This is a genomic window from Amycolatopsis sp. NPDC088138 (assembly GCF_044741685.1).
GTDB lineage: Bacteria > Actinomycetota > Actinomycetes > Mycobacteriales > Pseudonocardiaceae > Amycolatopsis.
In genome coordinates this window covers 586532-604589 of sequence record NZ_JBIUTB010000001.1, presented here as the reverse complement: position 1 = coordinate 604589, position 18058 = coordinate 586532, and the positions used below count along the sequence as shown (strand labels likewise).

The window sequence follows — 18058 nt, the reverse complement described above, 5'->3', positions numbered from 1 at the left end:
CCGTTCCTCTCCGTGTACCGTGCTTAGTGAACGATACCGTTCCTTATCGGGAGTGTCACATGAGCAGGACAGCCCTCACCAACGTCCGGGTCTTCGACGGCACCGGGCTCACCGAGCCGCGCACCGTCGTGATCGACGGCGGCCTCATCGGAGACGATCCGGCGGGCGCGGAGACCATCGACGGCGGTGTCCTCCTGCCCGGGCTCATCGACGCCCACATCCACCTGGACAGCCGCGAGAACCTCGAACAGCTGGCACGCCACGGCGTCACGACCGCCCTCGACATGGCCGCCTTCTCGCCCGAGCTGCTCGCCTCCCTGCGGAACCAGCCGGGACTGACCGACATCCGCAGCGCGGGGCTCCCGGCGATCGGGCCGGGCGGGGTGCACGCCCGGATGCCCGGCATGCCCGCCGACGCCGTCGTCACCGACCCCGGGCAGGCGAAGGACTTCGTCGCCGCCAGGGTCGCGGCGGGGTCCGACTACCTGAAGATCGTCCTGGAGGCGCCCGGTCGCGGCGGCCCGGCGCTCCCCGCCGCCCGCGCGCTCACCGAAGCCGCGCACGAAGCCGGGCTGCTGGTCGTCGCGCACGCCACCTCCGCCGGCGCGTACACGATGGCCTTGGACGCGGGTGTGGACATCCTCACCCACGCCCCGTTGGGCGCCCCGATCACGGCGGACGACGTCGCCCGCGCCGGGGTCGCCGCGCCGACCCTGGTCATGATGAAGGGCGTGTCCGCGACCGCCGGGCGGCCCCAGCTCTACGAGGGGGCGAAGGCCTCGGTGACCGCGTTGTACCGCGCGGGGGTGCCCATCCTCGCCGGGACCGACGCCAACAACGAGCCGGGTGTGCCGGCCAAGGTGGCGCACGGCGCGGGCCTGCACGAGGAGCTCGAGCTGCTCGTCGCCGCCGGACTGTCCACAGTGGACGCCCTGCGTGCGGCGACCGTCTTGCCCGCCAAGCACTTCGGGCTCGACGACCGCGGCGTCGTTCAGCCAGGCCTGCGGGCGGACCTCGTCCTGATCGACGGCGACCCGATCGCGGACATCCGGGCCACCCGCGCGATCACCCGCGTCTGGTGCGCCGGTACCGAGGTCAAGGACCCAGCAGGGCGATAGACGCGCGCACCGCGAGCTCGGTGACGTCGCCGGCCCGGCCGCCGTCCTCGACGGTCGTCGCGATCAGCTCGCGCAGCCCGCCCAGGAGCATGATCGACAGCTGCCGGGACGGCGGCTTGATCCCCGCCGCCCGCATCTCGGCGGTGTCGGTCAGCCGCTGAGTCAACGCGATGAACCCCTCCATCGCTTCGCGCTGCAAGTCACGTGACGTGGCGCCGAGCGCGGGGACGTCGCGGATCCAGCTGAGCGTGATCGCGGGTTCGGCTTCCGCACAGGCGATCCACGCCTCGATCGCCTGCCGCACCTGCTCGGCCCAGGGCGCGCCGGGGTCCACGGCCTGGGAGATCTGCCGGATCATGTCCCGGTTCGCATCGGCCAGCAGCGCGATGAAGCACTCTTCCTTGCCGGAGAAGTGCTCGTAGAACGTCCGGCGGGACGTGCGGGCGCGGCGGACGACGTCGGCGACCGTGGTCTCGCGGAACCCGGCCTCGGTGATCGAGGCGGCCAGGCCGTCGAGCAGCCGCTGCCGGAATTGGCCGGTGTCCACCGTCGTCACCGTGGTCACGCTATACCTCCTCGGCGCGGGATCCTCTTGAAACCGGATGGTACCCCGGCGTACCGTACCGACGGTACGCTCGCGTACCACCAGTCAGTCGGGAGAGTCGATGACGACCGTGACAAGCCCAGGGCCCGTGACGCTGCCACCCGGGCCGACGGTGCCCCGCGCCGTCCAGGGCGCCTACGCGCTGACCAGCCCGCTGCGCGGCATGCGCCGCCTGCGGGAGAAGTACGGGGACGCCTTCACGGTGAACGTGCCGATCTTCGGCAACGCCGTCGTGATCAGCGGCGCGGCCGAGGTCAAGCAGCTGTTCACCGCCGGGGCCGAGCTGGTCGACAACCAGGAGGTCAACCTCGGGCGGGTGCTCGGCCCGCGGTCGCTGTTCGCCCTTTCGGGCGAGGAACACCGGCGGCAGCGCAAGATGCTCGTCCCGCCGTTCCACGGCCGGCGCCTCGCCGCGTACGAGAAGATCGTCGAGGAGGAGACCGTCCGGGAGCTGGCGAGCTGGCCGGAAGGCCGCGCGTTCGCGACGCTGCCGTCGATGATGCGGATCACCCTCAACGCCATCCTGCGCGCGGTGTTCGGTGCCGAAGGGGCCGAGTTCGCCGAGCTGCGCGCCCTGCTCCCGCCGTTCGTGACGCTCGGCTCGCGGCTGGCCGTGCTGCCGATCTCCAAGAAGGGCCGCTGGAACCCGTGGCGGCGGTTCGAGAGGATGCGGCGCGAGTACGACGCGATCGTCGACCGGCTGATCGCCAAGGCCCGCCCGGACGGCGACGACGTTCTCTCCATGATGCTGCAGACCCGCTACGACGACGGCTCCGGGCTGAGCCGCGAAGAGATCGCCGACCAGCTGCTGACCCTGCTCACCGCCGGGCACGAAACGACGGCCACGACGCTGGCCTGGGCCGTCGAGCGCCTCCGCCGCCACCCGGCGTTGCTGGAAGAACTGGGCAACGACGACGGCAAGCTCCTCGACGCGACGATCCTCGAGGTGCAGCGCACCCGCCCGGTCATCGACCTCACCGCCCGGCAGGTGAAACAGGACGGCTTCCGGCTGGGCCGGTGGACGCTGCCCAAGGGGTACGTCGTGCTCGTCAGCATCGCCCTGATCCACGACGACGACGCGCTCTTCCCGCACGCGGCGACGTTCGACCCGCACCGCTTCGTCGGCGCCCGCCCGGATCTCTACCAGTGGATCCCGTTCGGCGGCGGCACCCGCCGCTGCCTCGGCGCCGCGTTCGCGACCATGGAGATGACCGTCGTCCTGCGCACCCTGCTGCGCGACTTCACGCTCGAACCGACCGTCGAGGCGGACGAGCGCTGGCATTCCCGGGGCGTCGCCTACGCTCCGGCCAAGGGCGGGCGCGCGGTCGTGCGCCGCCGGGGAGGAATCGCGTGAACGAGCAGATCGCCGACGTCGGCCGGGGGATTTCCCTGGCGTACGAACGCATCGGAGACACCGGCGCCGAGCCGCTGGTGCTGGTCGCCGGGCTGGGCCAGCAGCTGCACAGCTGGCCGGACGCGTTCTGCGCCGAGCTGGCCGGGCGCGGGTTCGAGGTGGTCCGCTTCGACAACCGCGACGCGGGACGCTCGACGCACCCGCGGTTCCGGCCGTCGAGCCTGCCCGCGATGTTCGCCGGCCGCTTCCCACCGGAGCAGTACGACCTGAAGGACATGGCCGCCGACACCGTGGGCCTGCTCGACGCGCTGGGCCTGGACCGCGTGCACCTCGCGGGGGTGTCGATGGGCGGCATGATCTCCCAGTCGGTGGCGGCGCTGCACCCGGCGCGCGTGCGGACCCTGACGTCGATCATGTCGACGACCGGGTCCCGCCTGCTCGGCCGCCCGGCGTTCTCGACGTTGCGGCTGATGGGCGGAAAGCCGCCGAGGTCGCGCGAAGAGGCCGTCGAAAGCGCCGTGAAGATGTTCCGGCACATCAGCTCGCACGGCTTCCCCTTCGACGAGGCCCACGTGCGCGAACGCGCCGGGACGGGCTGGGACCGCGACCCGACGGCGGGCGGCGTAGGCCGTCAGCTCGGTGCGATCCTCAAGTCCGGCAACCGGACGGCGTGGCTGAAGAAGATCACCGCGCCCACGCTGGTGATCCACGGCGACCGCGACCGGATGGTGCACCCCACCGGCGGTGCCGCCACCGCCCGCGCGATTCCCGGCGCCCGCCTCGAAACCGTCCGCGGCATGGGTCACGACCTGCCCGAAGGTGCCTGGCCGAAGCTGCTCGACCTCATCGACGGCCACGTGAGGAGCAGCGATGTCACGGCCCCGTAGCCTCGCCGGCCGGCCGGTGGTGATCACCGGCGCGGCGTCCGGCATCGGCCGGGCGCTGGCCACCCGCCTGTCCGCGCTCGGCTCCCCCGTCGCACTCGCCGACGTCGACGAGGCCGGGCTGAAGGCCACCGCGTCCGGGCTGCGCGGGACCGTGCTCACCCGGGTCCTCGACGTCCGTGACGCGGCCGACCAGCTCCGCTTCGCCGACGAGGTCCGCGCGTGGCTGCCGGCGCCGCTGGCGGCCGTGTTCAACAACGCCGGCGTCGCGGTGACGTCGACCGTGCTCGACGCGGTGCCCGAGGACGACGACTGGCTGCACGACATCAACTTCCGCGGGGTCGTGCACGGCACGCGGGCGTTCCTGCCGGTCCTCGCCGAGCAGGGTGAGGGCGCGATCGTGAACACGTCCAGCGTGTTCGGCCTGGCCGGGATGCCGTACCAGAGCGCCTACTGCGCGGCGAAGTTCGCCGTCCGCGGCTTCACCGACTCGCTGCGCCACGAGCTGCGGGGCACCGGCGTCCGCGCGATCACCGTCCACCCGGGCGGGATCACCACGAACATCGCGCGCAACGCCCGGATGCGGCGTGACCCCGAGGGCCGCGGTAGGTCCAAGGACGAGATGGCCGCGCAGTTCGAGGCGATGACCATGACGTCCCCCGAACGGGCCGCGGAGATCATCCACACGGGCGTCGACCGCGGGAAGGCCCGTATCCTGGTCGGGCCGGACGCCTACCTGTTCGACGCGCTCACCCGCGTCACCCCGACCCACTACCACGCCGTGCTTTCGCGCCTGCAGAACCGCATGCGTGCCCGGCAGACGGAGGCCGTGAAATGACCGAGCACGTCGACGTGCTGATCGTCGGGGCCGGCCTGTCCGGTGTCGGTGCCGCCCACCACCTCCATTCCGCGTTCCCGCGCAAGACGTACACGATCCTCGAGGCCCGCGAGGCCATCGGCGGCACGTGGGACCTGTTCCGCTACCCCGGCGTGCGGTCCGATTCGGACATGCAGACCCTCGGGTACCGGTTCCGGCCGTGGACCAGCGAGAAGGCCATCGCCGACGGGCCGTCGATCCTGCAGTACGTCCGGGACACCGCGACCGAGGCCGGCATCGACCGGCACATCCGCTTCGGGCACAAGGTGGTCCGCGCGGAATGGTCCACAGAGGACGGGCAGTGGACGGTCGAGGCCACCCACGGCGGCGAACCCGTGCGGTTCACGGCGAAGTTCCTGTACCTGTGCAGCGGCTACTACGACTACGAAGGCGGCCACACCCCGCAGTTCCCGGGCGTCGAGGACTTCGGCGGCACCGTCGTGCACCCGCAGCACTGGCCCGAGGACCTGGACTACACCGGCAAGAAGGTCGTCGTCATCGGCAGCGGCGCGACGGCCGTGACGCTCGTCCCGGCGATGACCGACCGCGCCGAGCACGTCACCATGCTGCAGCGCTCCCCCACCTACATCCTCTCGCTGCCGTCGGAGGACGCGCTGGCCAACCGGCTGCGGAGCCTGCTCGGCCCGAAGCTGGCCTACCCGATCGCGCGCTGGAAGAACGTCGCCGTGAGCACGCTGATCTACCAGCTCAGCCGCCGCCGTCCCGGCGTCGTCAAGGCGATGATCCGCAAGGCCGCGATGAAGCAGCTGCCGCCCGGCTACGCCGTGGACACGCACTTCAAGCCGAAGTACCAGCCCTGGGACCAGCGCCTGTGCCTGGTGCCGGACGGCGACTTGTTCCGTTCGATCAAGCACGGTGACGCCTCGATCGTCACCGACCGGATCGCCGGCTTCACGAAGTCGGGGATCCGGCTGGAGTCCGGTGACGAGCTGGAGGCGGACGTCGTCGTCTCCGCCACCGGGCTGCGGCTGCTGGCCTTCGGCGGCATCGAGCTGGCCGTCGACGGGCACGTCGTCAAGCTGCCGGAAACCATGGCGTACAAGGGGATGATGCTCAGCGGCGTCCCGAACTTCGTGTTCACGATCGGCTACACGAACGCGTCCTGGACGCTCAAGGCCGACCTCGTCGGCGAGTACGTCGTCCGGCTGCTGCGCCACCTCGACCGGACCGGGCAGGACCAGGCCGTCCCGGTGAACGACGACCCGGCCGTCACCGAGCGGCCGCTGCTGGACTTCGACGCCGGGTACGTGCTGCGGTCCATCGAGGAGTTCCCGAAGGCCGGTTCGCGGGCCCCGTGGACGCTCGGCATGAGCTACGCCCACGACGTCGTCAAGCTGCGGCACGGCCGGATCGACGACGGCGCGCTCAGGTTCTCGCGGCGGCCCGCCCGAACGGGCAGACTGGGCGCATGACGCCGCCTTCGCGCTCCCGAGCCCGCTGATGCACAGCGCGGGCCTGGTCCTGCACCCCCGCCGCGACTCAGCGGCCGCCGTCGAGGCGGTGCTCGGCTGGGCCGGGAACCGCGGCATCGAGATCCTCGGCATCGCCGACGAGATCGTCCGGCTGAAGTGCGCCGCGATCGGGGTGACGTCCGAGGAGCTCGGCAGCCGCTCGGACCTGCTGGTCAGCCTGGGCGGGGACGGCACGATGCTGCGCGCCATGCGGCTGGCCGACGGCCAGCGCGCGCCGGTGCTGGGTGTGAACCTGGGCAAGCTCGGGTTCCTGGCCGAGGTGGACGTGCCCGACCTGCCGGGCGCGCTCTCGGCGATCGACGGCAACGAGTTCACGGTCGAGCCGCGACTGGCCGTCGACGCCGAGCTCGCCGGGAAGCGGGTCACGGCGTTCAACGACATCGCGGTGGTGCGCGTGCCCGGCGACGGGAGCGCCGTCGTGGCGGTGCGCGTCAACGGCCAGCCGTTCGTGAGCTACTCGGCGGACGCGGTGATCGTCGCGACCCCGACCGGCTCGACGGCGTACAGCTTCTCGGCGGGCGGCCCGATCACGAGCCCGTCGGTGGAGGCGCTGCTGGTGACACCCGCGGCGCCGCACTCGGCCTACAGCCGGGGTGTGGTGCTGTCGGTGCACGACACGGTGGCGCTGGAGGTCCTGCCGACGAGCGGGCGCCTCGCGGTGGAGGTCGACGGCCAGGTCGCGGGGTACGTCTCCCCCGGCGACCGCCTGGACCTGCGCGGCCGCCCCAGCGCGGCCCGGGTGGTCCGCCTCGGCATGACGACGTTCTACCAGCGAGCCCGGCGCAAGCTGCGCCTGACGGACTCGGCGGAGATCCCCCAGGACGGCGACCACTAGACCCAGCCGGAAGTGCCGTGAAGGCCACCTTCAGGGACATAGAGTCCCTCAAGGTGGCCTTCACGGCTTTGGGCAACGGTCAGCCGGGCGTGGGGTGCGTCACAGCGCGCGTGTGTCTGCGATGGTCACGGAATGGTCACGGGTAGCGTCGCCGACTTCGCCTGAACCTGCCGAGCGCCTCCGGAGTGAACCTAGGCATGCTGTCCCCCGCACCGATCCGTCCCTCCCTGCGCGCCCGGCTGCTCGTGCCCGGCGCGCAGGCCGCGTTCGCCGCGGCCGTCGTCCTGCTCGCCGTGCTGCACCTCGACCGGAGCCTGGCGCCGCTCGACCCGGTCACCGCGATGCTCAGCGACTACGCGCTGGTCCCCGGCCGCTGGATGTGGGACGGCGCGCTGATCCTCACCAGCACCGGCTCGGCGTTGCTGCTGGTCGCCCTGTACCGCCGCGGCCTGCTGGCCAACCCGGCGCTGGTCGCGGCGAAGGCGCTCTGGTGCGTCAGCCTGCTGACGGTGGCGATCTTCGCGAAGGATCCGCAGGGCGGGGCGATCACCACCACCGGCAAGATCCACCTCTACGCCTCGGCGGTGACGTGCCTGAGCCTGCCGGTCGTCGGCTGGGCGCTCGGCCGGCGGCACCGCGACGACCCGCGCTGGCGCCGCTTCGCCACCTGGTCGCGCCGGCTGGCGCTGGCCGCGATCCCGTTCTACCTGCCGTTCATCGTCCCGTTCGCGGTGAACGTCGTGCTCGGCGGCCACCTCCCGACCGTGGCCACCGGCCTGGTCGAGCGGCTGATGATGGTCCTGGAGATCGCGTTGCTGGCCGTCCTCGGCGTCTGGGCGCACCGCGCCGCGACCACACCCGCAAAAAGTAAGTCACTTTCGTTATTGCCTGCATCACACTAGCCACCGTCGCAAAGTGTAAGTGAGTTACCTTTGAGTATCGCTGAAGTTCGATGCCGAAGGAGCCCGCCATGCCAGACCTCGCGACCGGGAAGGGCACCCGCGTCGGGGTGCTGCTCGTCCCGCTCATGCTCGTGCTGTTCATCTCCAACCTCGACCAGACGATCGTCGCGACCGCTCTGCCGAGCATCGCCCGCGACCTGGGCGACGTCGGCAGCTCGTCGTGGATCGCCACCGCCTACCTGCTGACCAGTGCCGTTACCACGCTGCTGTTCGGCAAGCTCGGCGACCTGCACGGCCGCAAGCCGGTCTTCCTGCTGTCGGTGGTGATCTTCCTGGCCGGGTCGGTGCTCGCCGGCGCCGCGAACTCCCTCGGCCTGCTGATCGCCTTCCGCGCCCTGCAGGGCATCGGCGGTGGCGGACTGAACTCGCTGGTCATGGCCATCATCGGCGACGTCGTGCCAGCCCGGGAACGCGGCCGCTACCAGTCCCTGCTCGGCGTCGTCGCGACGCTCGCCCTGATCGCCGGCCCGTTCCTCGGCGGCCTGTTCTCCGACGCGCTGTCGTGGCGCTGGATCTTCTACGTCAACATCCCGGTCGGGGTCGTCGCGATCGTCGCCATCGCCGCGCGGCTGAACCTGCCGAAACCGGCCGGCCGCGGCCGGGTCGACGTCCTCGGCGGGGTCCTCGTCACCGTGGCGACCACGGCCGTCCTGCTGGTCGCCACGCTCGGGCCGGACCGGGGCTGGACGACCACGCCGGTCCTCGCGCTGATCGCCGTCGCCGTGCTGTCGCTCGTCGGCTACGTCCTCGCCGAGCGCCGGGCCGCGGAGCCGATCACCCCGCTGCCGATGTTCCGCAACGGCGTCTTCGTGATCTCCGCCGTCCAGTTCTTCCTCTCGACGTTGGTGCTGTTCGTCGCGATGCTCTACGTCCCCTTGTTCCTGCAGACCGTGCGGCACGCGTCGGCGTTCACCGCGGGGCTGTACGTGATCCCGCTGCTGGCCGGGCTCGTCGCGGCGACCGCGGTGGCCGGGCCGGTGATCGCGAAGACCGGGCGCTACAAGCTGTACCCCGTCCTCGGGGCCCTGCTGGTCGGCCCGTCGATGGCGTGGCTCGCCGCGGCGCCGTCCTCGCTGTGGCTGGTCGTGGCCCTGGTGCTGGCCGGCGCCGGGATCGGGTTCTTCGTCCAGGTTTCGCTGCTGGCCGGGCAGAACGCCGTCGAACACCGCGATCTCGGGGTCGCCACCGGTGCGCTGAACTTCTTCAAGAGCGTCGGCGGCGGGTTCGGCGCGGCGGTGTTCGGCGCGGTCCTCACCGCGGCCGGCGCGGCCACGGCGCACGGCTTCTCGGTCGTCTTCCTCAGCACCGTCCCGATCGCGGCGGTGATGCTCGTGCTCGCGCTGGTCATGCGGGAGAAGCCGCTGTCGGAAGAGGTGCGCGAAATCGCCGAGGGCAAGGCCGAGGCACCCGAATACTGATCGTCTCCACCCGCCTGTGGAAGGGTGAGGGCATGACCGAGGAACCGCGCGAAGGACTGCGGGAGCGCAAGAAGCGCCTGACCCGGGAGACGCTGGCCGCCAACGCCCAGCGGATGTTCCGGGAGCGCGGCTTCGACCAGGTGACCGTCGCCGAGATCGCCGGGGCGTCCGACGTGTCGGTGAAGACGCTGTTCGTCTACTTCGACAGCAAGGAGGACCTCGTCTTCGCCGACGAGTTCTCCCTGCTCGACCAGATCGAGCAGCGGCTGGCGGACCGTCCGGCGGGCACCTCGCCCGCCGAAGCGGTCCGCCTGCTGGCCCACGACCTGATCGACGGGACGGTGCCCGGTGACGACGACGAGGGCATCGTCGCGTTCGCCCGGCTGATCGGCGAGAACCCCGCCCTGCACAGCCGCCTGCAGCTGATGTGGGAACGCTACGAGCAGCGCCTCGCCGCCACTCTCGCGGCGGAGACCGGCGATTCCCCGTTCGACCCGGCGACGCGCGCTGCGGCCGCCCTGCTGATCACGCCGTTCCGCGTGCTGACCAGCTCCGACGTCCGCGGCCGCATCCCCGACGACGGCGCCGCGACCTGGATCGACGCCTGCTTCACGCTCGTCGAGAAGGGTCTTCCCGGCTAGGCGGGCTGCTCTTTGGTCCGGTGCAGCAACCAGTCCCGGCCGGTGTTGATCAGCGCGTAACGAACGTCTCCTTCGCGGCCGTGCAACGTGAACAGCATTCGCTTGTCCGTGCGGTCGTGCTCCTCCCACCAGCCGGTGTCGGCGATCGACTTGTGCTCGTCCTCGTAACCGAGGTGGTCCATCGCGTGGTCGGGCACGGCGACCGCGAGCCGGTTGGCACCCGAGGACGGCGGCAGACCACGCGGCACCGCCCACGACCGCAGCACCCCGTCTTCCTCCAGGCGCAGGTCGAAGTGGTGCCGGGGCCGCCAGTGCTCGTGCAGCACGAACGCCGGGTGCAGCTCGTTCACCCCTTTCACGATGCCAGAAGTTCCTGGCGCATACCCGTTTTCACCCCTTCGAAACCGTCCTTCCGTGGACTTGACCGGCTCCAGAAAGAGGCGCACGGTGGGGAGTCATGAGCGATGCGGCCGGCATGTTACGAGCGGCGGGTCTGCGGGTAACCGCGCCCCGGCGGGCGGTGCTGACGTGGCTGGCGGAGCACCCTCATTCCACTGTGGACGCCATCGGCGCGGGCGTCCGCACCCTGCTGGACTCCGTGTCCACCCAGGCGCTCTACGACGTACTGGGCGCGTGCACGGAGGCCGGCCTGATCCGGCGGATCGAACTGCCGGGCCACCCCGCCCGGTTCGAACGGCGAGCCGGGGACAACCACCACCACGTCGTGTGCCGGGGGTGCGGCCGGACCGAGGACGTCGACTGCGCGGTCGGCGCCGCGCCGTGCCTCACCCCGGAGTCCGCCCACGGCTTCACCGTCGACGAGGCGGAAGTCGTGTTCTGGGGCGTGTGCCCCGGATGCGCCGCGAACCACCACGAAGGAAGAGGACCGCAGTGACGCAGACCCAACCCGAACCGACCACCACCGATGCCGGCATCCCGGTCGAGAGCGACGAACACTCGCTCACCGTCGGGGCGGACGGCCCGATCCTGCTGCACGACAACTACCTCATCGAGCAGATGGCGCAGTTCAACCGCGAGCGCGTCCCCGAGCGGCAGCCGCACGCCAAGGGCAGTGGCGCCTTCGGGCGGTTCGAGGTGACCGGCGACGTCAGCGCGTACACGAAGGCCGCGGTGTTCCAGCCCGGCACGAAGACGGACCTGCTGATCCGGTTCTCGACCGTCGCCGGTGAGCGGGGCAGCCCCGACACGTGGCGCGACCCGCGCGGCTTCGCGATCAAGTTCTACACCAGCGAAGGCAACTACGACATGGTCGGGAACAACACCCCGGTGTTCTTCCTGCGCGACCCGCTGAAGTTCCAGCACTTCATCCGCTCGCAGAAGCGCCGCGCCGACAACAACCTGCGCGACCACGACATGCAGTGGGACTTCTGGACGCTGTCGCCGGAGTCGGCGCACCAGGTGACGTGGCTGATGGGCGACCGCGGCATCCCGCGGACCTGGCGCCACATGAACGGCTACAGCTCGCACACCTACATGTGGGTCAACGCCGGCGGCGAGCGCTTCTGGGTGAAGTACCACTTCAAGACCGACCAGGGTGTCGAGACCTTCACCCAGGACGAGGGCGACCAGATGGCCGCCGCCGACACCGACTACCACACGCGTGACCTGTACGAGTCGATCGAGGCCGGCGACCATCCCTCGTGGACGCTCAAGGTCCAGGTCATGCCGTTCGAGGACGCCAAGACCTACCGGTACAACCCGTTCGACCTCACCAAGGTGTGGCCGCACGGCGACTACCCGCTGATCGACGTCGGCCGGATGACGCTCGACCGGAACCCGACCGACCACCACACCGAGATCGAGCAGGCCGCGTTCGAGCCGAGCAACCTGGTGCCGGGGATCGGCGCGAGCCCGGACAAGATGCTGCTGGGCCGGCTGTTCTCCTACCCGGACGCGCACCGCTACCGGATCGGCGCGAACTACAAGCAGCTGCCGGTCAACGCACCCGTGTCACCCGTCCACAGCTACAGCAAGGACGGCGCGATGCGCTACACCAAGGTCACCGACCCGGTGTACGCGCCGAACTCGAAGGGCGGCCCGCACGCCGACGTCGCGAAGTACGGCCAGCCCGCGGGCTGGCACACCGACGGCGACATGGTCCGCACGGCGTACACGCTGCGCGCGGAGGACGACGACTGGGGCCAGGCGGGCACCATGATCCGCGAGGTCTTCGACGACGCCGGCCGTGAGCGGTTCGTCGACAACGTCGTGGGCCACCTGCTCAACGGCGTCACCGAGCCGGTGCTGCAGCGCGCCTTCGAGTACTGGCGCAACGTGGACAAGGACATCGGCGACCGGATCGAGTCCGGCGTCCGCGCCAAGGCCGGCGAGAAGGACCCGAAGGCGGCCGACCAGGCGAACCCGGCCCGGTCGAGCATGCAGAAGAAGGCCTGACCTACGGGGCGAGTCACTCTCCCGGGTGACTCGCCCCGGTTCGCGGCCCCGATGTCCCTCGGCTACGTTGGCCTCCTCGCGGGGAAACAGAGTCAGGGGGCCGGGTGAACTTCGCCGGAGCCGCGCTGCCCTTGGCCGCCGGTGTCGCACTGCTCGTCTTCCTGATCCGCCTCGCCCGCGAACCGCGACGGCTCGGCAACGCCGTCTGGCTCGGGGTCGCGTTGCTGCTCACCGGCGCTTGGCTGCTGCGGGAGGCCCTGCACCTCGAGTGGCTCACCCCGATCGTCGCCGTGCTGCTGGCGGCGATCGCGGTGGTCGTCGCGCTGGTGCTGCCCGCGGCGCTGATCTTCAACGGCGTGCAGATGTGGCGAAAAGAAGGCCGCAGCAAGGGAAACCTGCTGTCGCTGGCCCTCGGCGTCGGCCTGATCACGCTCGAAGTGCTCTTCTTCGCCCCGCTCGGCCGGTGGGGCACGGCGCTCGTCGCGATCGCCATCGTGCTCACCGGCTACTTCGGGTTCCTCTTCGTGTCGCTGCTGGTCTACTCCGTGCTGTACAGCCGGGTCGGGCGCCACCGCGACGTCGAGGCGATCATCGTCCTCGGCTGCGGGCTGGCCGGCGACCGCGTGCCGCCGCTGCTGGCCGGGCGGCTGGACCGCGCGATCAAGCTGTACGAAAGGGAACCCGCGCGTCCGCTGCTGGTCGTCTCCGGCGGGAAGGGCCCGGGCGAGAGTGTCACCGAGGCCGAGGCGATGCACGGTTACCTGCGCGAACGCGGCGTCCCGGAGGACCGGATCCGCCGGGAGAACCAGGCGACGACGACCGAGGAGAACCTGCGGCTGTCGGCCGCGCTGCTCCCCCAGTCCGGCCGGACGGGCCGCGTGCTGGCCGTGACCAGCAACTACCACGTCTTCCGCACGGCGGTGGAGTGCCGCCGCCTCGGGCTGCCGATCCACGCGACCGGCTCCCCCACCGCGCGCTACTTCCTGCCGAGCGCGCTGTTGCGCGAGTTCGCGGCGCTGATCCTGCACTACCGCCGCACGACGATCGCGGCGTGCGTGCTGATCACCGGGGCGGGCGTCACGCTGGCGATCGTCTAGCCGAGCCCTTCCAGCCACGAATTCGCACCGGGACGGAACCTGAGCGTCTCGACGCCCGCGGCCCGGGCGGCGGCGAGGTCGCGGCGCGTGCTGCCGATGAACAGGCACGTGGCCCGCTCCTCCACCGCGGCGGTGATCAAACCCGGCGCCGGCGGGAGGCGCGCAGGGTCCGGGTCGGTGCGGGCCGCGATGCGCGGAACCCGGTCGGTCAGCGTGTGCACCACCAGGAACGAGCGGACCGCCGCGGCGGCCAGGCTGCTGACGACGGTGACACGGGTGCCCGCGCCGGCCATCAGGTCCAGCGCCGCCTCCACCCCGGAGGTCAGCCGCGCCGTGGCCACCAGTTCGGTCTCGAGCAGGCTCAGCTGCGCGTGGACCGCCCGTCCGGTACCGGGGCCGATCTGCACCGCGTACGCGAGCACGGCGAACGGGTCGTCGGTGCGTTTCACGCTCCACGGCAGTTTTCCTTCGGCCACCAGCACCCGCAGCCGGTCGGCCATCGGCCCCGGCGACGGCAGCTCGGCGATCGGGCCGTCGAACGCCACCAGCACGTGATCGCGTCCGGTGAGCAGGTCCCAGGGCGTCACGGCGCCGGCACCGCCGCGACGGCTTCCACCTCGGCCGTGTAGTCCGGTCCGGCGAGCGCGGCCACCACGGCGAGCGACTGCGCCGGGAAGTCGCCGTCGGGGAACCACTTCGCGAAGGCCTCCGCCTGCGCCGCGCGGTAGCCGGGCAGGTGCTCGGTGCCTGCGACGAGCGTCAGCAGCTTGACCAGGTGTTCCGGCCGGGCGCCCTGCGCGGCGAGCAGGGTCTCGAGGTTGGCGAAGATCTGCCGCGCCTGGGTTTCGGCGTCGGCCCCGGCGAGGCTTCCGTCCGGAAGGAGGCCGAGCTGCCCCGAGACGAACACCAGCCGCTGCCCGGGCGGCACTTCGGCCAGGTGGCTGTAGCGCCCCAGCGGCGGCGCGACGTCCTCGGGATTCCAGCGGCGTGGCTTCATACCGCCATGATCCCAGAATTACGCATCCGGGGAACGCATAACCGACCTGCCAACACCCATCCTGCTGGACGAGAGGACCCGCTCAATGCGCACCGGCTCGCTCCGGCGCGGCCATACGCGCCGTTCCTCACCATCTCGCCCGGCCTGATCGGTCTTGCCGAGCCCGGGTGGCGGGCGTGATCAGCGTCTTCGCCGCCACGAAGGCCCGCATGTGGATCTCGATCAGCCCGGCCGGAAGCCCCTCGCCGCGGAGCCTGCCGCGATCGAGGGTGCCCGGACCAGCTAAACCTCCCGCAGTACCGAGCACGCCCGGGCCACGCCGTCCTCGGCTCGCATCCGGGCGCCGACGTACTGCGCGCCGCGCCGGTACAGCGGGTTGCCCGTCAGTTCCCGGAGCCGGACCGTCAGGGCGTCCGCGGTGAGCTCGCGCAGCGGCAGCGGGCGGGGGCCCGCGCTCAGGCGGGACACCCGGTCGCCCCAGTAGGGCTGGTCGGAGAACACCGGGCAGACCAGGGCCGGGACACCCGCCCGCAGCGCCGCCGCCGTCGTGCCCGCGCCGCCGTGGTGGACCGCAGCCGCGGTGCGGGGGAACAGCCACGCGTGCGGGACGTCGCGGACCGGGAGCAGGTCGTCGGCCGGGTCGACAGGGGCGTCTGTGCCGAGCAGGCCGCGCAGGCCCGCTCGACGCAGGGCCGTGCGGACCGCGGTGAACGTCCGCTCGGCCTCGGCCGGGCGCATGCTGCCGAAGCCGACGTACACCGGGGGCGGGCCGGCGGCGAGGAAGTCCCGCAGTCGCGGGTCCGGGCGCCAGCCGGCGGGGGCGTCGAGGAACCAGTAGCCGGTGACGTGCACCCGCGGCGGCCAGTCCGGCGGCCGGGGCACGACGGCGTCGGAAAAACCGCACAGCACCGGGGATTCCCGCCGCGGCCCGCGGACCCCGGCGGGAGGCAGGCCGAGCCGCTCGACGCGCCAGGTGTCCACAGTGGACCTCAGCAGCTGCCAGGCGAGCGTGTCGACCGCGCCGAAACTCACCCTCCGGCCCCACGGCCCCAGCCGACCGGCCCACGGCAGCAGCGGGTGCGGGAACGCCCGGGTCGGCACGCTCGGCTGGTAGTGCAGCTCGGCGTCCGGGACGCCGAGGTGCGCGGCCAGGTGCGCACCGAGGAACCCGAGCGTCGGAGCGAGCACGACGTCCGCCCCGGACGCTCCACTGTGGACGTCGGCCAGCAGCCGGTCCAGCACCGGCCGCAGCACTTCGCGCAGCCGGACGACGAACGTGAGCGGCCCGCCGGCGGTCCACGCCTGCCCGGCGGCCGAGCCGAGGATCTCCCCGGGATCCGCCGACAGGGGCGCGAACTCGAGGCCGTGCTCCTCGATCAGCGCGCGGAAGGCGGGCGCGGCGAGGACCCGCACGCGGTCGCCGCCGGAGACCAGGCCCTGGCCGAGGGCGACGCACGGCTGGACGTCACCACGCGAGCCGGGCGCGATCACGACCACCAGGCGGCTCATCGTTTCGCCGCGGTCAGGCGGTAGCGCAGCCGGAACGGCAGGCTCGCCAGGACCGCCGCCACCCGGGCGTCGGCGCCGACCAGGTAGCGCGGGGCCGGTCGCCGGGCGGTGAGCGCGCGGACGACGACCTGCGCGGCCCGCCGCGGCGGCACCCCGGTGCGGGCCGACCGCGCGGCACTGCGTTCCGCCGACGCCAGCTGGGCCGCGTAGCGGACGAGGCCCGCTTCGGGCAACGCCGCGCGCACCTCTTCGGCCGCCTCGCGGGCCCGCGGCCAGATCGCCGTGGCGACCGCCCCGGGTTCGACGAGCACGACGTCGATGCCTTCGGGCGCGAGTTCGGCGCGAAGACTGTCGGTCAAGCCGACCAGGGCGAACTTCGACGTGTGGTACGGCCCGACCATCGGCCCGGCGACGCGCCCACCGATCGAACCGACCGTCACCACCCGAGGCGTCTCCGCGACGCGCAGCGCTGGCAGCATCACCCGGGTGACGGCGAGCTGGCCGGTGACGTTGACGTCGAGCTGTTCGCGGAAGACGTCCAGGGGAACGTATTCGAGCGGGCCCGGGCGGGCGAGCCCGGCGTTGTTCACCAGCCCCCGCAACGGCCCGCCGGCGACGACCCGCGCGCCGCACGCGGCGATCGACTCCGCGTCGCGCAGGTCCATCCGCAGCACCGTCACGGCGTCGCCGTAGGCGCACACGAGTTCCTCTTCGTCGACGTCGGTGCGCACGCTCGCCCACACGTGAGCACCCCGCCGCACGAGCTCGGCCACGCAGGCCGCGCCGATGCCGGAGGACGCACCGGTGACCACATAGGACGGCCGGGTCACGACGCCGCCCCCGCCGCGAGCACCTGCAGCATGCGGGGCCACGTCTTGTGCAGCTGTTCCTGCCAGTACGCCCACTGGTGCGTGCCCGGGCCGTAGAGGTCGATCGTCGCCGGGACGCCGAGCGTGCGCAGCCGGTCGGCCATCGCAGTGGTCTGGCCACCGCACAGGAATTCCAGGAGCATCGCGCCGGGCAGGACGTCGATCGGGAGCTTGCCGTCCAGCGGGCCCGGCAGCCCGTTGCCCGCCGAGAGGTACAGCTCGGTGCCGCGCAGGCGGACGGCGTTCACCAGCGGGTCGTGCGCCTCCCACCGCGCGGACTCCCGGCGCCGGTCGCCCCACAGCGCCTCGGGGTCGAGCTTCGCCGACGTCACGATGGCGTCGGTGAGCAGCTCGCCGGTGGGGCCGGTGGGGTTCAGGTTCCCGCTGTAGGACGCGGCGTAGCGGAACAGGCCGGGCCGGCGCGCGGCGAGTTCGATCGCGCCGTACCCGCCGAGGGAGAGCCCCGCCGCCGCGCGACGGCCGTCCCCGCGGTAACCGCGGTCGATCAGCTGCGGCAGCTCGACCGCGGTGAAGGTCTCCCACTGGTTGAGCGCGAGGTCCTTGCCGTAGTTCCACCAGTCGCTGAAGAAGCCGGCCGGGCCGGCGCCGGGCATGACGACCAGCACCCCGGCGTCGTCGGCGAGCTGCCGGACGTCGGTGTTGGCGCTCCAGCCCCGGTAGTCCTGCAGCCGCGTCTCCCCCGCCAGCAGGTAGACGGCCGGCCACGTCCGATCCGGGTGCGCGGCCCAGTCCTTCGGCAGGATCAGCCGGACCATGGCGTAGCCGCCGACGCCGGTGGAGCGCACGGTCAGGTCCACTGTCCGCGGATCGCCGCCGACGGTGGTCTCGGCGACGACGTGCGACCCGTCGTCGGCGCGCGCGTCCGGCACGTCCGCCCGGGCCGGCGCCGCGACCACGCCCGGCAGGAGGCAGCTCAGCGCGGTCAGCAGCGCGAAGCGTTTCATGCGCATACGTATTCCTTTCA

General features: G+C 72.1%; 19 protein-coding genes. 12 read left to right on the top strand and 7 right to left on the bottom strand.

The features are described 5' to 3' along the window. Positions 1-59 precede the first annotated feature (59 nt). Positions 60-1118, top strand: coding sequence for an amidohydrolase family protein (locus tag ACIOD2_RS02895; protein ID WP_400533509.1), 1059 nt, complete (start codon positions 60-62; stop codon positions 1116-1118). Here ACIOD2_RS02895 and ACIOD2_RS02890 read toward each other — a convergent pair. After that, the gene (locus ACIOD2_RS02890) at positions 1096-1683 is read right to left on the bottom strand and encodes a TetR/AcrR family transcriptional regulator (RefSeq protein ID WP_400533507.1); all 588 of its coding nucleotides are present in this window, start codon (positions 1681-1683) and stop codon (positions 1096-1098) included. The genes ACIOD2_RS02895 and ACIOD2_RS02890 overlap by 23 nt on opposite strands. A gap of 100 nt (positions 1684-1783) precedes the next feature. On the opposite strand from ACIOD2_RS02890, the gene ACIOD2_RS02885 reads away from it, so the two are divergent. The 8 genes from ACIOD2_RS02885 to ACIOD2_RS02850 all read left to right on the top strand — a co-directional run bounded on the left by ACIOD2_RS02885 (position 1784) and on the right by ACIOD2_RS02850 (position 10186). Beyond that, positions 1784-3076, top strand: coding sequence for a cytochrome P450 (locus ACIOD2_RS02885; RefSeq protein WP_400533505.1), 1293 nt, complete (start codon positions 1784-1786; stop codon positions 3074-3076). Beyond that, positions 3073-3963 carry an alpha/beta fold hydrolase gene (locus tag ACIOD2_RS02880; protein ID WP_400533503.1) on the top strand — a complete coding sequence of 297 codons (891 nt, stop codon included), beginning with the start codon at positions 3073-3075 and terminating at the stop codon, positions 3961-3963. The genes ACIOD2_RS02885 and ACIOD2_RS02880 overlap by 4 nt, the downstream gene beginning before the upstream one ends. Continuing rightward, positions 3947-4798 (top strand): SDR family NAD(P)-dependent oxidoreductase, encoded by an 852-nt coding sequence (locus ACIOD2_RS02875; protein WP_400533501.1) that lies wholly within the window; start codon positions 3947-3949, stop codon positions 4796-4798. Before ACIOD2_RS02880 ends, ACIOD2_RS02875 begins: the two co-directional genes overlap by 17 nt. After that, the gene (locus ACIOD2_RS02870; protein ID WP_400533499.1) at positions 4795-6270 is read left to right on the top strand and encodes a flavin-containing monooxygenase; all 1476 of its coding nucleotides are present in this window, start codon (positions 4795-4797) and stop codon (positions 6268-6270) included. The genes ACIOD2_RS02875 and ACIOD2_RS02870 overlap by 4 nt, the downstream gene beginning before the upstream one ends. Positions 6271-6298: 28 nt before the next feature. Then, entirely contained in the window at positions 6299-7165 is an 867-nt protein-coding gene (locus ACIOD2_RS02865) for an NAD(+)/NADH kinase (RefSeq protein ID WP_400533497.1), read from the top strand. 197 nt (positions 7166-7362) lie between these two features. Then, positions 7363-8067 (top strand): DUF998 domain-containing protein, encoded by a 705-nt coding sequence (locus ACIOD2_RS02860; RefSeq protein WP_400533495.1) that lies wholly within the window; start codon positions 7363-7365, stop codon positions 8065-8067. 68 nt (positions 8068-8135) lie between these two features. Beyond that, positions 8136-9545, top strand: a complete 1410-nt coding sequence (locus tag ACIOD2_RS02855) for an MFS transporter (RefSeq protein ID WP_400533493.1) — start codon at positions 8136-8138, stop codon at positions 9543-9545. Positions 9546-9577: 32 nt separating this feature from the next. Next, positions 9578-10186 (top strand): TetR/AcrR family transcriptional regulator, encoded by a 609-nt coding sequence (locus ACIOD2_RS02850; RefSeq protein ID WP_400533491.1) that lies wholly within the window; start codon positions 9578-9580, stop codon positions 10184-10186. Here ACIOD2_RS02850 and ACIOD2_RS02845 read toward each other — a convergent pair. Next, positions 10183-10536 (bottom strand): DNA polymerase ligase N-terminal domain-containing protein, encoded by a 354-nt coding sequence (locus tag ACIOD2_RS02845; protein ID WP_400533489.1) that lies wholly within the window; start codon positions 10534-10536, stop codon positions 10183-10185. The genes ACIOD2_RS02850 and ACIOD2_RS02845 overlap by 4 nt on opposite strands. A gap of 107 nt (positions 10537-10643) precedes the next feature. On the opposite strand from ACIOD2_RS02845, the gene ACIOD2_RS02840 reads away from it, so the two are divergent. The 3 genes from ACIOD2_RS02840 (at position 10644) to ACIOD2_RS02830 (ending at position 13698) form a co-directional block, all read left to right on the top strand. Continuing rightward, entirely contained in the window at positions 10644-11081 is a 438-nt protein-coding gene (locus tag ACIOD2_RS02840; RefSeq protein WP_400533487.1) for a Fur family transcriptional regulator, read from the top strand. After that, positions 11078-12601, top strand: coding sequence for a catalase (locus ACIOD2_RS02835; RefSeq protein ID WP_400533485.1), 1524 nt, complete (start codon positions 11078-11080; stop codon positions 12599-12601). The genes ACIOD2_RS02840 and ACIOD2_RS02835 overlap by 4 nt, the downstream gene beginning before the upstream one ends. A 104-nt stretch (positions 12602-12705) precedes the next feature. Further along, positions 12706-13698 carry a YdcF family protein gene (locus ACIOD2_RS02830; RefSeq protein WP_400533484.1) on the top strand — a complete coding sequence of 331 codons (993 nt, stop codon included), beginning with the start codon at positions 12706-12708 and terminating at the stop codon, positions 13696-13698. Here the strand turns inward: ACIOD2_RS02830 and ACIOD2_RS02825 are convergent. From ACIOD2_RS02825 to ACIOD2_RS02805, 5 genes are all read right to left on the bottom strand, one after another. Next, positions 13695-14285, bottom strand: coding sequence for an HAD family hydrolase (locus ACIOD2_RS02825; protein WP_400533482.1), 591 nt, complete (start codon positions 14283-14285; stop codon positions 13695-13697). The two genes, ACIOD2_RS02830 and ACIOD2_RS02825, sit on opposite strands and share 4 nt — an antisense overlap. Next, on the bottom strand, positions 14282-14695 hold the full coding sequence (locus tag ACIOD2_RS02820) for a RidA family protein (RefSeq protein ID WP_400533480.1): 414 nt from the start codon (positions 14693-14695) through the stop codon (positions 14282-14284). The genes ACIOD2_RS02825 and ACIOD2_RS02820 overlap by 4 nt, the downstream gene beginning before the upstream one ends. Before the next feature lie 282 nt (positions 14696-14977). After that, positions 14978-16204 carry a glycosyltransferase gene (locus ACIOD2_RS02815; RefSeq protein ID WP_400533478.1) on the bottom strand — a complete coding sequence of 409 codons (1227 nt, stop codon included), beginning with the start codon at positions 16202-16204 and terminating at the stop codon, positions 14978-14980. Then, positions 16201-17034 (bottom strand): SDR family NAD(P)-dependent oxidoreductase, encoded by an 834-nt coding sequence (locus ACIOD2_RS02810; RefSeq protein ID WP_400533476.1) that lies wholly within the window; start codon positions 17032-17034, stop codon positions 16201-16203. The genes ACIOD2_RS02815 and ACIOD2_RS02810 overlap by 4 nt, the downstream gene beginning before the upstream one ends. Further along, a complete protein-coding gene (locus ACIOD2_RS02805) occupies positions 17031-18038 on the bottom strand; it encodes an alpha/beta hydrolase (protein WP_400535385.1) in 1008 nt (335 codons plus the stop codon). Before ACIOD2_RS02805 ends, ACIOD2_RS02810 begins: the two co-directional genes overlap by 4 nt. Positions 18039-18058: the final 20 nt, after the last annotated feature.

Bases quoted from the DNA above. Each gene is read 5' to 3' on its own strand.
- ACIOD2_RS02850 (WP_400533491.1), top strand. From the start codon at position 9,578: ATGACCGAGGAACCGCGCGAAGGACTGCGGGAGCGCAAGAAGCGCCTG.
- ACIOD2_RS02885 (WP_400533505.1), top strand. From the start codon at position 1,784: ATGACGACCGTGACAAGCCCAGGGCCCGTGACGCTGCCACCCGGGCCG.
- ACIOD2_RS02860 (WP_400533495.1), top strand. From the start codon at position 7,363: ATGCTGTCCCCCGCACCGATCCGTCCCTCCCTGCGCGCCCGGCTGCTC.
- ACIOD2_RS02855 (WP_400533493.1), top strand. From the start codon at position 8,136: ATGCCAGACCTCGCGACCGGGAAGGGCACCCGCGTCGGGGTGCTGCTC.
- ACIOD2_RS02805 (WP_400535385.1), bottom strand. From the start codon at position 18,038: ATGAAACGCTTCGCGCTGCTGACCGCGCTGAGCTGCCTCCTGCCGGGC.
- ACIOD2_RS02895 (WP_400533509.1), top strand. From the start codon at position 60: ATGAGCAGGACAGCCCTCACCAACGTCCGGGTCTTCGACGGCACCGGG.
- ACIOD2_RS02815 (WP_400533478.1), bottom strand. From the start codon at position 16,204: ATGAGCCGCCTGGTGGTCGTGATCGCGCCCGGCTCGCGTGGTGACGTC.
- ACIOD2_RS02840 (WP_400533487.1), top strand. From the start codon at position 10,644: ATGAGCGATGCGGCCGGCATGTTACGAGCGGCGGGTCTGCGGGTAACC.
- ACIOD2_RS02865 (WP_400533497.1), top strand. From the start codon at position 6,299: ATGCACAGCGCGGGCCTGGTCCTGCACCCCCGCCGCGACTCAGCGGCC.
- ACIOD2_RS02870 (WP_400533499.1), top strand. From the start codon at position 4,795: ATGACCGAGCACGTCGACGTGCTGATCGTCGGGGCCGGCCTGTCCGGT.
- ACIOD2_RS02875 (WP_400533501.1), top strand. From the start codon at position 3,947: ATGTCACGGCCCCGTAGCCTCGCCGGCCGGCCGGTGGTGATCACCGGC.
- ACIOD2_RS02820 (WP_400533480.1), bottom strand. From the start codon at position 14,695: ATGAAGCCACGCCGCTGGAATCCCGAGGACGTCGCGCCGCCGCTGGGG.